Origin of the sequence: Synechococcus sp. ROS8604, from assembly GCF_014279655.1 — a bacterium.
In the GTDB taxonomy this organism is placed as follows: domain Bacteria; phylum Cyanobacteriota; class Cyanobacteriia; order PCC-6307; family Cyanobiaceae; genus Synechococcus_C.
In genome coordinates this window covers 375,380-389,002 of sequence record NZ_CP047946.1, presented here as the reverse complement: position 1 = coordinate 389,002, position 13,623 = coordinate 375,380, and the positions used below count along the sequence as shown (strand labels likewise).

Sequence of the window (13,623 nt, the reverse complement as noted above, 5' to 3'; positions counted from 1 at the left end):
ACACCAAACGGGAGCCTGCGCACAAAAACCGTCACCACTGCGCGCAAACTAGGAAGAGGATTCGCTTCGCACCAGCCCCGATGTCTCAACGTTTTCAACACGACCCTCTGCTGGAGGGGTTAGCGAAAGAGGCTTACCGCCACGGCAGCTTCACGCTCGCGTCCGGTCGCAGCAGTCATCACTACGTGAATTGCAAGCCGGTCAGCTTGAGCGGTTCAGGCCTAGCCCTGCTCTGCCCAGCGATGTTGGCTCTCGTGGAAGCCGACGCGGCCGCCGTTGGAGGTCTCACCCTGGGAGCCGATCCGCTCGTTAGTGGCGTTGCCCTTGTTGCCGCCCAGGCTGGACGCTCGCTGGACGCTCTGATCGTGCGAAAAGAGGCCAAGGGCCACGGCACAGGGGCTTGGCTGGAGGGTCCCCTGCCTGCGCAAGGCGCGCTCGTCACCGTTCTTGAAGATGTGGTCACCACCGGTGGGTCGTCGATCAAGGCTGTCGAACAACTCCGAGCAGCGGGCTACAGCGTGAATCGGGTGGTGACGATTGTGGACCGTGAAGAGGGAGGGGCTGCTGCCATGCAAGCCGCTGGTCTTGAGTTATTCAGCCTTTATCGCCTGGAAGAGGTGGCCGCCCTGTCCCGTGAACTCCAAGCATGAACAAGCTCCTTTGGGATCAACGCTTCCCGGTCTTGCGTCTCGAGGGAAGTGGCAGTCGCACGTTTCTTCAAGGTCAGACCAGTGCCGACGTCCAGCAGGCGGAGGAGGGCGCCCCCCTGCCGGCCTGCTGGCTGGATGCCACCGGACGGGTGCAGGCTCTGCTTGAAATCCGAGTGGATGCCACAGGCGCTGATGTGCTCGTGCTGACTGGGACGGTGGAAGCCCTTAGCCAAGGGTTCGACCGTGTGATTTTTCCAGCCGACCGCGTCCGTCTCAAAGGCAACCGACAACAACGCAGACAAGAGCTGCTGGTGCAAGGCCAACCGATGGATCCGGTCAACGTCTCTTGGGCAGAGGATGCACCGGACGCCAGCGATCGTTTTCCCGCCAGTGAGGTCGCCAACGCCCACCAACTCGAGCGTTGGCGTCTGGACCAGGGATGGCCTCTCAGCCCTGGTGAATTGGATGGAACCACCAATCCCTTTGAGCTGGGCCTCTCCCCCTGGGTGCATCTCAACAAAGGCTGTTATTTAGGGCAGGAAACGGTGGCAAAGCTCGCTTCAAAAGGGGAGGTCAAGCAACAACTCCGGCGTTGGCGCACCCCCTCCAGCGACCTTCAGGGGACTGTCCCTGAACGGGGCACCGTGCTGCGACGCCAGGGTGAACGCGCTGGTGTCATTACCTCCGCCATGGAGATTGCTCCTACTGAGGGAGCGCCAGCGGAATGGATCGGCCTCGCCCTCGTGCGCCGGCATGCCCTGGCAGACCCCCAGCTCAGCCTCGACAACGATCAAGGCTCGATTCAGCTGTCCAAACCACAGGCGTTTTCCGAGCCACCCACACGCCCTTAAACCAGACCTTGATCAGCGCTCAACAACCATTGGGCCACAGCCCAAGTGGCCATTCCATCGTCGCGGTTGTAGGTGAGGATCCAACGCAAGGCATGGCTGGAGCCTCGCGCGTTCACCCCCTCACCGCGCCACTGACGCCACCACAACAGGGCCCTGGCACCATCGGCCCCTGACTGGCCCCACTTGAATCCTCTCCAACCCGCAACGGCCTTGAGGCCATAGCTGCTGAGGGGAAGCCGCCAATGGGCACGCAAGCGGGCATGCACATCAATCAAGCGCTCTCGCAGGGCTTGCTGTTCTTGGTCTGAGGCGCCCTGGCGTTTGGCCATGCGCAACAAAGCCAGCGACTCGGTTTCGCCGTAATGAAGGATCAACCAATCGGGATAGGTGGCAAGGAAGCGTTGGATCCTTTGCCAGCAGCGCTTCTCACCATGCTCTTGAAGCACCAGCAGCGGGTGGTAGGTGGCACGGGTGAGATCCCAGCTTTCACCTCCGTTCTTGGGCAAGCGCACAAATCCGTGCAAAAAGTCATCACGGGCATCCGGATCGGATTCGATGTCGTAAAGCAAGACCCCTGGGGCATTCAGCAATTCAGGGAGTGCTGGGAGTGCATCAAGACGCTCAACCACCCCATCTCGCTGGGCACGGGCTTGGGCCACCAAAGGGGCCGCCATCGCTGCATGCTGCTCGCCGAAGCGATTGAGCTGCCCAGCGAGATCCTTGGGGTTGGCTGCAGCCAGGGCCTGGAGACTATTCACCCCGATGTCTTGCAACATCTCGCGCCTTTTGGCCCCAATTCCACTGACCTCACTGAGATGCCCTTCATGAGACGCCACGTCGTTGCAGAGCCCCCTCCAGCTACACAGCGTGCACTTGCGTCGATCTGCTGCCAAAGCCGGCGGATCGGTTCTAGTTAAGTCGGCTGACAACCTCAGCAGAGCCTCATCGAGCTGACGGTTCAAGCTGTTGCCAAGCGGTAAACGCTCCCGCTCTAAGCGGCACCCCGAGCCTGCCACCGCAAGGCCATCCGGCACTGGCCCACCCTGGAATTCAGCCAACAAGCGTCCAGCCAAAGCAAGCTGCAAACGATGTTCTCTGGTTAAGCGGCGGCCCTGCCGAGCAATCACGGGCCGATAGGCAAATTCCCCCCAGCGACTGGACCCTTTCACCCGTTCAAGCAGAGGCGGATGGGCCTCTAGAGCCGCATCCTTCTGGGCTGAGACATCAGGAAAGACCCCGCGCAATCGCACCCCCACCACGCCGGCCTCTCCGCGCTCGCAAGCCGCCTGGCCATACCCTGGCTTCCCTGGCAGCAAGGCCACAAAACTGCGCTGTTGGTCATCCAGCTGCAGGGTGCGATGGGCGGTGTAAAGCCGATCATCTGGATTGGCATGGCGGTCGAGCCATGCCCTCCGCCGGCAGCGCACCCAGCTCCGCAGCAACCTGTCCGTGAGCGGCTTGTCAGCGAGAGGGGTGGCACCCATGAACCGACGGTAAGGCGGCCAGCTGCTAGATCCTGTGCATCGCTTGCAACCCATGGTGTCTTCCCCGCTCCCACTGGAGGCCTCCCCGATCCGTTTTGGTACCGATGGTTGGCGAGGCATTTTGGGGGTGGACATCACCGTGGAGCGATTGCTTCCTGTTGCCGTCGCAGCAGCCCAGGAGCTCGCCCACCAGGCACCTGAAGGCTTGAACAGCCGCACGGTGGTGATCGGCTACGACCGCCGCTTCCTCGCCCCTGAATTGGCCGAAGTCGTCGCGGCAGCGGTCCGTGGCTGCGACCTTGAGCCGCTTCTCACCGATACAGCTGTTCCCACACCGGCCTGCAGCTGGGCTGTGGTGGAGCGCCAATCGCTCGGAGCTCTGGTCATCACGGCCAGCCATAACCCTCCGGAATGGCTTGGCCTCAAAATCAAAGGCCCTTTTGGTGGATCGGTCGAGGGCACGTTCACGGCAGCGGTGGAGCGCCGGCTCGCCGCTGGAGGGATCACAGCACCGGTGGCGGGCCGTTACGAACGCTTTGATGGCCGCGGGGAACATCTCGCAGGATTGCGAACAAAACTGGACCTCAAGGCTCTGAGCACTGGCCTGCGCGCCATGGGTCTGCACGTGTTCGTCGATCCCATGCATGGGTCGGCGGCCGGTTGCGTTGCAGACCTCTTGGGAGACGACGCCAAGGATCTGATCACCGAGATCCGAACCAACCGTGATCCCCTCTTTGGCGGATGTGCACCGGAACCCCTGGCCCCTCACCTAGGGGAGCTGATCGCAGCGCTGAAGGACTCAAAAGCAGCCGGCCGTGATGCCGTTGGGCTGGTGTTTGATGGCGATGGAGACCGCATCGCCGCCGTGGATGAAAACGGACGGTTCTGCAGCACCCAGCAGTTGATGCCCCTGCTGATCGATCACTTGGCTCGCGCCAAAAATCTTCCTGGATCGGTGGTGAAAACGGTGAGCGGCTCCGACCTCATGCGCCTGGTGGCGGAAGATCTGGGGCGGGAGGTTCTTGAACTGCCTGTGGGCTTCAAGTACATCGCTGCTGAAATGTTGGCTGGAGAGGTGCTGATCGGCGGCGAGGAGTCGGGCGGCGTGGGGTTTGGCATGCACTTACCAGAACGGGATGCCCTGTTTGCCGCGATGCTCGTGCTCGAAGCCTTGGTGGAAAGCAAGACGCCCCTTGGCGAGCGCATGAAAGCCATTCAGGAGCGATGTGGAGGCGAGGCTCATTACGACCGACTCGATCTCCGCCTCGCCGATATGGCTTCCCGCCGGCGGCTGGAAGCCCTGCTGGCAGACACGCCTCCCCAGGAGGTTGCTGGATCCCCTGTGCTCGAGGTGGTCAGCACAGACGGCGTCAAACTCAGGCTGGGGCCGAGCCATTGGCTGATGCTCCGCTTCTCTGGGACGGAACCCTTGCTTCGCCTCTATTGCGAAGCCCCAAGCCCGTCGCGGGTGGAGGAGGTTCTGAGCTGGGCCCGCACCTTTGCTGCCGCCATATGACCAACCGCGTCCTGGTAATTGCCAGCGGCAATGCCGGCAAAATCCGAGAATTTTCGAACCTGCTGCAACCCTGGCCATTGCAAGTGGAACCCCAACCCGAGGGGATCGAGGTGGAGGAAACCGGAAGCACCTTCCGCGACAACGCCCTGCTCAAGGCAAGGACCGTTGCAGAAGCCTCTGGCCATTGGGCACTCGCCGATGATTCGGGCCTGAGCGTCGATGCACTGGGGGGTGCCCCTGGGGTCTATTCGGCCCGCTACGCAGACTCCGACCCTGAACGGATTCAACGTCTCCTCCAAGAGCTGGGAGATCGCAACGACCGCCAGGCGCGCTTCAGTGCGGCGCTTTGCATCGCAGCACCGGACGGCAGCGTGCTTGCAGCCGTGGAGGGGCACTGCGAAGGCTCGATCACCTTCAGCGCCCGAGGAACGCAAGGGTTCGGCTACGACCCCGTGTTTGAGGTCAAAAACAGTGGACTCACCTTTGCGGAAATGAGTCTGGATTACAAAAAAAAACACGGACATCGAGGACGCGCCTTTGCCCTACTAACGCCAGAACTGGAGAAGCTTCTCGCCCACAACCCAATTCAAGACCTGGGCACAACGCCAAATCGCTAACAGAACAACGCGGTACGGTGCCCCTTGCTACTGACAAGGTCTATGGCCATCGCCATGACCACGGGTTACAGCGCTCAAACCGAAGGCGCACGCCTCTGCATTGATGCAGCCTCGGACTGGGCCCTGACTTGTGTTGAACAATTAACGAACGATTGCAGCCATGTGCTGATGGATTACGGCGCTGCCGACGGAGGCACCGCTGTCGGGCTGTGGTCCCAGGTTATGGATCGGCTGCATCAACGTCAGCCCAAGGCCCATCTCACCTTGATCGGCAACGATCTCCCTAGCAACGACAACGTTGCCTTGGCCGAAAATATTGCCAAGCAGCTGGGCCGCGCGCCCAATCCCACCGTCCTGGTGAGTGCTCGTAGCTTTTACGAACCCCTGGTGGCCCCTGAGACCGTGAGCTTCGGCTTCTCAGCAACAGCCATGCATTGGTTGAGTGAATCCCCAGGCCCCCTCAACACGCACACCCATGTGCTCGCATCAGACGACAAAGAGGCCCTTGCGCGGTTCACGGCTCAGGCCATGAAGGATTGGGCGAGCATCCTCGAGCTCCGCAGCGTGGAGCTCGCCGTGGGCGGCCGCCTGCTCACCGTGAATTTGTCCCGTGATGAAGAAGGCCGATACCTCGGTCATAACGGTGGAGTCACTCGCAATGTTCACGACCAGCTCCATCAAATCTGGCGCAGCCTGGCTGATGAGGGAGTGATCAGCGAAGAGATCTACCGCAAGGGCACGATCCTGAATTTCTACAAGTCTCCGGACGAATTCATGGCCCCCCTGAAGGACAAGACTTCAGCGGCCTATCTCAATGGCCTCAGGCTTGTTGACGAGCGCACCGTTTACGTGCCCTGCCCCTATCGCAAGCGCTGGAACGAAGACGCAGACACCGCGGCGTTCGCCGAGGGACTGATGGCCACCATCCGCAGCTGGAGCCGCCACAGTTTTGCCTCCGTCGCTGGTGATGAGACAGCCGATCTTGTCTATGAGCGCCTGAAGCAGCGCATTGCAGCCTCTCCAGAGGAGTGGAGCCTCGATTACGTGGAGCACCACCAGATCATGGAGCGCGTGGCCTGATGACCATGGCTTCTCTGCAATCCGCCGGCCCCCCTGAGGTGTCGGTGCTGGCTCAACACGTCTCCGATCATCTTTCGGTGTTTGTCGTAGCCGAAAGCAGCGATACCGGCAAACCCGCTAATGGTGGCCTGCGGCTGCTCAATTACTCCAGTGATGAGGCCTGCATCGCCGATGGGCATCGCTTGGCCAGTCTGATGACGCACAAGCACGACCTCTACGGAACGGGCTTTGCCGGCGGAAAAATCGTGGCCAGGGCTGCGGAACCCGCCACTGTGAAAGATGAGTTGATCAGCGTCACCGCTGAGCTGCTCCAATCCTTGAACGGCGCCATGATCACGGGATGTGATCTCAACACCAACCTGGAAGACATGGAGCGATTGATGTCGCTCACACCCCATGTCTTGGCTGCCGTCGGAAGCCCTGTGGATGCCAGCGCCGCCACCGCCTTCGGCACCGTGGGTGCCATTGAAGCCGTGCTTGCGCAATCGTTAACGGAGGCGCAGCCAGGCAAAGCGCTTGTGCACGGTTGTGGGGCCGTGGGTGGAACGGTGGCAAAAACGCTGATTCAGCATGGCTGGGACGTTTTCACCGTTGACATGAACCCCGAGCGGGCGGGGCTTCAGGGCGCAACACCTCTGCCACCGAGCAGCTCCTGGTGGGAGAAACCACTCGACCTGCTGTTGCCTTGCTCCATCTCCGGTTTGATCGACACGGAGATGGCCAACGCCATGCAGGTCAACGCGATTGTTCCAGCGGCCAATGCTCCTTTCCAGCAGCCTGAGATTGCCGATGATCTGCGTCGACGCAGCATTCGCGTCCTGCCAGATCCACTCGTGAATGCTGGCGCCGTCATCGCCGACTCCATCGAGCGCTTCTCCCCAGATGCCTGGGACCAGGCTTCAGCTCGAGAGGTGTACGACTTCGTACGCCACGAAGTGCGTCAGCGCGCCACGGACTTTTTAAAACAACGTGGCGATGGCTTTACCGTCAGTGACGCTCTGGTTGAAGTTGCCGCCCACACCGGCAAAGATCCCATTGGACTCAGCTTCGGAACAGCCGCATGACATCCACTTCGCTCCCAGCTAGCGCCGCCGTCGTGATCATCGGTGGCGGCATGGCCGGCCTCAGCTGTGCCGCATCGCTCGCGCGCCGAGGAATCCGCGACGTGATTCTTCTTGAAGGCAAAACCCTGGCCCATGCGCGAGCCAGCAGCTTCGGAGAGACCCGAATGTTCCGGGAGATGTATTCCGACCCGGTGCTCTGCCGCCTTGCGCAGGAAGCCAATCGCCTTTGGCGAGAGGAGGAGGCCCATGCCGGGGAAGTGTTGCGAGACACCCATGGGCTTCTCTTTTACGGAGAAAGCTGGGATGAAGAGACGATCGAAGGATCGATCCCGGGCGCCCGCAAAGTCATGGACGATCAGGGCATTCCCTATGAAGCCCTGAATGCTGCTCAGATCGCAGAGCGCTTCCCGCTGAAACCAAAAGCCGATTTCACAGGACTGTTCGAACCCACCGCTGGTGCTGTCCGCAGCGACAAGGTGATTGCTCACTGGGTTCGAACCGCCCGTCAAGCAGGCCATCAAGTCCTTGAGCACAGTCCCGTCAGCAGCATTGATGCCGATGGGGGCGGCGTCACCCTCGAAGGTGGTCATCACATCAGCGCTGGCCATGTTGTTGTGGCCTGCGGCATCTGGAGTCAACTCCTGCTGGCCCCGTTAGGACTCGCACCAAAACTAGAAATCTGGCCAATGCTCTGGGCCCACTACACCGTGGATCCAGCCCTCGCCAGCCGCTATCCCCAGTGGTTTTGTTTCCAGAAAGAGCGCGGCGATGACGGCGGCCTCTATTACGGCTTCCCCTCTCTCAGCACCACTGCTGACGGGCGTCCTCGCATCAAAGCCGGGATCGACTGGTCTCCCAAGGAGCTCCGCGTCGCTGAACCGAACACCATGTGCACCGAAGCACCAGCCCGCCTCCTGGAGCTCCTGGACACCTTCCTATTCAACGAGCTGGACGGCGTGCAAGAGCGGGTGGAAACGGTGATGAGCCCTTATTCCATGACAAGCGATGTGAATTTCGTCTTGGATCGTCTCACCCCCAAGCTGAGCCTGTTTGCCGGTGGATCGGGCCAATCGTTCAAATTTGCGCCGCTGATTGGTGATTCGCTCGCCCGTCTTGCCAGCGGAGAACAACCAGCAGCCGATATCTCCTGCTGGAGCCATCAACGCGACGCCGTCCGCGCCTGAATCCCTCAATACAACCATTGTCTGAATCCCCCACCCCAGTCCGCTCGTCCTTGAGCCAGCCACCCCTTTGGGTTGGTGCCATCCCCCTGCTGATTTTCTTGCTGGTCTCCGCCATTGATCTGGCGTTAGCGAAGCACTTCACGGAAACCGGCAAAACCATCGTGAGCCATTCGCTCGGAGGGCTGTGGCAATGGATGGTGATGCTGCTGTTCCTGATCGCCCTGGCCATTGCCATCAGTCCGGTGGGGAAACTTCGGCTTGGGGGCGGTACAGCAAAGCCCAGTCTGAAATTTTTCGATTGGTGCGCTGTCTTGATTTGCACCCTGCTCGCGGGCGGCGGCGTGTTCTGGTCTGCAGCTGAGCCGCTCTACCACTTTCAAACACCCTCCCCTGTCTTTGAAGGAGTGGTGGGAAGCACAGCGGCAGCTGTTGATCCAGCTCTAGCCGTGAGCTTTCTGCACTGGGGCTTCCTCGCCTGGGCGCTCGTGGCCACCACCACCACGATCACATTTTCAATTTTGGAACAGCGAGGGGAACCGCTACGGCCTCGCACTCTCCTGGTCAACATCCTTCCCAAGGGTTGGGTGAACGGCCCCATTGGGGATCTTGCCGATGGCCTTTCGGTTGTCGCGGCCATCGCCGGAACTGTTGGCCCTTTGGGTTTCCTGTCGCTTCAACTCAGCAATGCAGCGGGACAACTCCCCTGGCTGAGTGACAGTGCAGGACTTCAGTCGCTTGTTGTGGTCCTGCTCACAGCAGTGTTTGCCACATCCACCGTCAGCGGCATCCAAAAAGGCATTAAGTGGCTATCGGAACTCAATGTTTGGCTCACCCTTTTATTAGGGGCCGGATTGCTGATCCTCGGACCTGGCATCTGGCTCATCCAGCATTTTTTCAGCGGTTTTTGGACCTACCTGGTGCATCTGCCTCAGATGGCTTTGATGCCACGAACAGACGTCACAGAACCGTGGTTGAACAGCTGGACTGTTTTTTATTGGGGCTGGTTCTTGGGCTATGCGCCCCTCATGGGTCTGTTCACGGCGGGAGTGAGCCGTGGCCGTAGCATCCGTGAACTGGTCTTAGCTGTTGCCATCCTCTGCCCGATCGTGACCAATCTCTGGTTCACCTTGCTTGGTGGAACTGGAATGAACCTGGAGCTCGGAAGCGCAGGCATCAGTGAGGCCCTAGCGCAGAGCGGAGCGGCTGCATCCTTGCTGGCCATCCTGAGTGCGCTTCCCCTCTCAGGTCTGCTGATCCCGATCGGGCTGCTGTTGGTGGTGCTGTTCATGTGCACCAGTGCCGATTCGATGAGTTACGCCGCCGCCATGGTGGTAAGCGGACGCAATGAGCCATCGAAGCGGTTGCGGCTGTTCTGGGCCTTGATGATCGGCAGCCTCACCTTGGTGTTGTTGAGAATCGGTACGGGCTTAGGTGACAGCACCTCGATTGATGCCCTGCAAGCGTTCATCGTGATCACAGCAGTGCCCGTCACACCGCTGGTGTTGTTCACGCTGTGGAGCGCTCCAAGGCTGGCTTTCAAGGAATGGCAACGCAGCGGTCAAGCTACTGATTGAACGGGAGCGCTACTGAACTGAATCCAAGCCGCGACCGCAAAACCAAAGAGGCCATAGAGGCCATAGACCGCAAGGACCGGGCTCAGATCACCCGGTCCTGAGGCCTCGAGAATCAACCCGGACACGATCGACATCACCCCGCCGGTGACGGTGCCAGTGGTGTTCACGATGGCCACGATCAGGCCGGTTTGACCCGCAGGTGCTGCGTCTTCAGCAATCAGGAACGCCAGGACCGAGGATCCAAGCCCAAGACCCAGTCCGAGGGCTGCCAGCAACAACAGGCCTCCCATGGCATTCGGGAGCTGAAGCAAGGCGATCAGGCCAACACACTCATGCCAGTGCCAGTGAGCAGCATCAGCCCCCGGCGGCTTGCGAGGCTCCCGATCCAACCAGCCAACACGATCCCAACACCAATTCCAAACGACATCGTCAGGGACATCCACTGCGTGCGCTCAACGCCCCAAACAGGCAATCCTGAAATCAGCCCGTACTGGGCCAAACCAAACACAAACCCACCACCCCAGGCGTACATCAAGCAAGCCTTGATGACCTTGCCAACACCAGCGCGATCCCACTGGATCGGGGGGGCAGGGGAGGCCAAGCTGCCAAGGGTTTGGGGTCGCTCAGGGGATGGCACCCCTCGGCCAAGGGCGATCACCGGCACCACCACCATGACGACCAGAAACAGCGCTTGGAAAACCACCAACTGACGCCAAACCGTCCAGGGGAACACCAGCGGGATCAGGGCAGCAAAGACAGCACCCCAGCCGAGCGAACTATCGGTGAAGGCCCATCGCCAAGGCAAATCTGTGCGCCGGCAAAGCGCGACGAGCGAGCAAATCCGAGGCAGGAAAGGCAACGGCACAGGCCACCCCGGTTCCCATCCGGCTGAGCATCAGCCCCACAAGATCCGTACTGAATGCAAACGTCAAGCTGAACCCGGAGGCCATCAGGGCGGCAATCCAGATCCAGCGATCCACTCGGCCCTGGTCAAGCAGACGCCCGACGGGGATCTGCAGCAAGCCGTAGGGGACCAGGAAACTGCCTGCAATCAGCGAGACCCGACTTGCCGAGAGCTGAAGATCACGGCCAAGGGCATGGTCGTAAAACTGAGAACTGGTCTCTGCCCAGACCAGCCAGGCCACAAACAGCAAGCTGACCAACCAGAGGCGGCGATGGGGCATCCGGGCAAAGGCACCAGCCCTTGAGTGTGTCCACCAGCATCAGCGCAGGCAATAATCCAAGCCAAGCGTGAGCGACCGCATAGGTTTTGGGGCCTCGTCAGGACGAAACGCTGGCTTGGACATCCTTGCCTCTGCATAGGCAACGGGCCGCACACCTCCAGCGCGTTGGTTGATTCGCAGCAGGTCCACGCGGCCTAACCCCAAGGCGCTCGCCGTGACGTTCGCGCGGCGACGCCCCTCCTTCAGGGCCTGTTTCAGCAATTGATCCTCCAAGGCCACACCCCCACGGCTGGAGGCCAGGGATGTCATCCCTTGGAGGCGAACGCCAGGCGAGCGACCAGCCAATTGAATCAGCGCGTCGTAATTCCCGCGACTCACCTCACCACGAACATTCGTCGAGGCACGCTCCAATTTGGGACTGGAGGCACTGCCACCGCCAAAGGAGTAGCTGCGCGGAGCGGGAATGTTCAGAGCACCAAGAACGAGGGGCTTCAGGTCTTGGCGCGCCCGATCAAGGCGCTGGTTGAGAAGCTCCATCGCAGCCGCTTTGGAAGAAGCTTCAGCTTGCAATCCAAGCGAAAAGCGAAAGCGATCACTGGCGGTACTTGCACTTTCTTGCACTTGTAATTCCAACAAGGTGCCTCTGCACTCCTGAGCTGACGCCAAGGCAGGCGTCGCTGCGCCAAGGCCAACACCAACAACAACCGGAATCAAGACCGCCGATCCGGATCTCCGTCTCTGTCGAGAGCAAACGATCCGACGCGTTATGGCAGCGGTCACGAAGGCAGTCATCGAGGCAATCATTGAGGCAGTCATCGAGAACGTTCTCAATCCAGTCCCAGCCTGAAGGGAAAGACGAAAAAAGAGCGGCTAGCCATCCCTTGAGATGTGTCTAACCATGACCTCCTCCCTTTGCGTTCAGGCCTCTGGCACCCAACTGCCATGAAGTCCGTGAGGAATGGCTAGGGGGAGCTCCAACACGGCCACTTCTGCGAGATCAGAAGCGGCGAGAATCACCAGATCGGAGGCCTGTCTCGCTCCATTCCAAACGAGCTCTAACACCCAGCCGTCGTCCTCTGCACTGGCGCCGGGTCGAGGCACCATCAATGGTTCACTCACGAAGCCAGAGGGGGCTGCACTCCAGATGTGTCGTTCGCCGGTTTGAAGATCGAGTTTTTTAATCACCTGCAAGGGATCATTCCCCTGTTCTCGCGCCGCGGCAGCCATCCAGGCAAAGCGGCAGGGAAGACCCTGCTGTTTGGGGTTCACCATGGCGAACTCACAACAGCGCTCACTCAGGCGGGTGGTTTGAATCGACTCTGAATCAAGGTTGATGCGGCATTGCTCGAGCAAGCCCTCGGGGATGAGATCGAAATTCACATCAGCGAAGTCCTGATTCGGACCAATCGATGGGAAGTCGCTGTAGTAGATGCTCTCCACGACCACCTCCCCGTCCTCTTCCCAGGCATTGAGGTGATGGAACACGAAGCCATCAGGAGCGTCGATTACGCGAGGTTTCTGACCAGCGAAAGCGCCGCTATCTCGGGGGATCAACCAAAACTTGGCTTTTCCATTGGGGTTGGACGTGAGACATTGAGCCGCGCCTTTTTGTCCGAGCACAAAGGGGAGTGGATTGAAATTGATCGAATTTTGCAGAAACACCGCCCAATTCGGGGTGATGGCGAAGTCATGCAGGAAGGCGAATCCGGCAAACGTATCGCGACGATCACTGAGCAGATCACCAGCTCGAATCCCAGCCGCAACATCATCTGCGGTCGCAAATTCCATCAAGCGAATGGTGCTGCGAGGCCCGGTTTTCACGCCGAAGGTCACCATTCGCGGGTCACCGTGATGACCTGGGTCGAAACGGGGGTGTGCACTGAAGGCCTCCCCTTTGCTGAGCACACCGCCAAGAAGAGAGATGCCTCTTGTCTCTAGGGTTTGGGGATCTAAGGCATGGGGCTCAGCGGCTTCCCAAAGAGCCAGGAGATCATCTCCAAGCCGAACCACATTGGTGTTGGCAATATTTTTGAGCCGCAGATCAAACGCATTCGCGAGCGGACCTCCAGGCTTTTGGCTGCCAAAAACACCGCGGAACAACACCTTCCCGGCAGCCTCCTCTGCTTTCCAGCCCTTGGTCTGCACGAAACGGTTGCTGCAGCTCACGCCGTCCGCATCAAAGTGCAGAGCCGTAATCATCCCGTCGCCATCAAAAGGATGATGCACGCGCTGACCATCGCGTTCCAAACGACCAGGCCCATTGCGATAGAGCGAACCGCGCAACGCATCCGGCAGCGCGCCTCTCACGGGCTTCAAGGGCACATCCGTGAGTTCTTCGTCCACGTTGCGGAAGGCACTGGACCACTCCGAGCGATTGAAACGAACAGAGGAGGGTGCAATGGTCACCGGATTACCCAAA

Annotated in this window: 14 protein-coding genes; 8 read left to right on the top strand and 6 right to left on the bottom strand. The window is 60.1% G+C overall.

What is annotated here, in order from left to right; translation table 11 throughout:
* The first annotated feature begins 80 nt into the window (after nt 1-80).
* Entirely contained in the window at nt 81-650 is a 570-nt protein-coding gene (pyrE, locus tag SynROS8604_RS01950; protein ID WP_186544955.1) for an orotate phosphoribosyltransferase, read from the top strand.
* Nucleotides 647-1,501: a folate-binding protein YgfZ gene (locus SynROS8604_RS01945; protein WP_186544954.1), complete on the top strand. Its 855-nt coding sequence runs from the start codon at nt 647-649 to the stop codon at nt 1,499-1,501. The genes pyrE and SynROS8604_RS01945 overlap by 4 nt, the downstream gene beginning before the upstream one ends.
* Here SynROS8604_RS01945 and SynROS8604_RS01940 read toward each other — a convergent pair.
* Nucleotides 1,498-2,985 carry a TM0106 family RecB-like putative nuclease gene (locus SynROS8604_RS01940; protein ID WP_186544953.1) on the bottom strand — a complete coding sequence of 496 codons (1,488 nt, stop codon included), beginning with the start codon at nt 2,983-2,985 and terminating at the stop codon, nt 1,498-1,500. The genes SynROS8604_RS01945 and SynROS8604_RS01940 overlap by 4 nt on opposite strands.
* 52 nt (nt 2,986-3,037) lie before the next feature.
* On the opposite strand from SynROS8604_RS01940, the gene SynROS8604_RS01935 reads away from it, so the two are divergent.
* From SynROS8604_RS01935 to SynROS8604_RS01910, 6 genes are read left to right on the top strand one after another with little or no spacing between them, the layout of a single operon-like run.
* The gene (locus SynROS8604_RS01935; RefSeq protein ID WP_186544952.1) at nt 3,038-4,501 is read left to right on the top strand and encodes a phosphoglucomutase/phosphomannomutase family protein; all 1,464 of its coding nucleotides are present in this window, start codon (nt 3,038-3,040) and stop codon (nt 4,499-4,501) included.
* Entirely contained in the window at nt 4,498-5,118 is a 621-nt protein-coding gene (gene rdgB / locus SynROS8604_RS01930; RefSeq protein ID WP_186544951.1) for an RdgB/HAM1 family non-canonical purine NTP pyrophosphatase, read from the top strand. Before SynROS8604_RS01935 ends, rdgB begins: the two co-directional genes overlap by 4 nt.
* Before the next feature lie 42 nt (nt 5,119-5,160).
* Nucleotides 5,161-6,198, top strand: a complete 1,038-nt coding sequence (locus SynROS8604_RS01925; RefSeq protein WP_186544950.1) for an SAM-dependent methyltransferase — start codon at nt 5,161-5,163, stop codon at nt 6,196-6,198.
* Nucleotides 6,198-7,262 carry a Glu/Leu/Phe/Val dehydrogenase dimerization domain-containing protein gene (locus SynROS8604_RS01920; RefSeq protein ID WP_186544949.1) on the top strand — a complete coding sequence of 355 codons (1,065 nt, stop codon included), beginning with the start codon at nt 6,198-6,200 and terminating at the stop codon, nt 7,260-7,262. Before SynROS8604_RS01925 ends, SynROS8604_RS01920 begins: the two co-directional genes overlap by 1 nt.
* Nucleotides 7,259-8,446: an FAD-dependent oxidoreductase gene (locus SynROS8604_RS01915; protein WP_186544948.1), complete on the top strand. Its 1,188-nt coding sequence runs from the start codon at nt 7,259-7,261 to the stop codon at nt 8,444-8,446. The genes SynROS8604_RS01920 and SynROS8604_RS01915 overlap by 4 nt, the downstream gene beginning before the upstream one ends.
* 17 nt (nt 8,447-8,463) lie before the next feature.
* Nucleotides 8,464-10,020, top strand: a complete 1,557-nt coding sequence (locus tag SynROS8604_RS01910) for a BCCT family transporter (RefSeq protein ID WP_186544947.1) — start codon at nt 8,464-8,466, stop codon at nt 10,018-10,020.
* On the opposite strand, the gene SynROS8604_RS15640 is transcribed toward SynROS8604_RS01910, so the two are convergent.
* The 5 genes from SynROS8604_RS15640 to SynROS8604_RS01895 all read right to left on the bottom strand — a co-directional run bounded on the left by SynROS8604_RS15640 (nt 10,005) and on the right by SynROS8604_RS01895 (nt 13,610).
* Nucleotides 10,005-10,331, bottom strand: a complete 327-nt coding sequence (locus SynROS8604_RS15640; protein ID WP_255445149.1) for a hypothetical protein — start codon at nt 10,329-10,331, stop codon at nt 10,005-10,007. The two genes, SynROS8604_RS01910 and SynROS8604_RS15640, sit on opposite strands and share 16 nt — an antisense overlap.
* A gap of 5 nt (nt 10,332-10,336) precedes the next feature.
* A complete protein-coding gene (locus SynROS8604_RS15635; protein WP_255445148.1) occupies nt 10,337-10,879 on the bottom strand; it encodes a hypothetical protein in 543 nt (180 codons plus the stop codon).
* A complete protein-coding gene (locus SynROS8604_RS15630; RefSeq protein ID WP_255445147.1) occupies nt 10,797-11,204 on the bottom strand; it encodes an MFS transporter in 408 nt (135 codons plus the stop codon). The genes SynROS8604_RS15635 and SynROS8604_RS15630 overlap by 83 nt, the downstream gene beginning before the upstream one ends.
* A gap of 39 nt (nt 11,205-11,243) precedes the next feature.
* The gene (locus tag SynROS8604_RS01900; RefSeq protein WP_186545752.1) at nt 11,244-11,996 is read right to left on the bottom strand and encodes an SIMPL domain-containing protein; all 753 of its coding nucleotides are present in this window, start codon (nt 11,994-11,996) and stop codon (nt 11,244-11,246) included.
* Between the two features lie 126 nt (nt 11,997-12,122).
* Complete coding sequence (locus tag SynROS8604_RS01895) at nt 12,123-13,610, bottom strand: carotenoid oxygenase family protein (RefSeq protein WP_186544946.1); 1,488 nt, start codon at nt 13,608-13,610, stop codon at nt 12,123-12,125.
* Nucleotides 13,611-13,623: the final 13 nt, after the last annotated feature.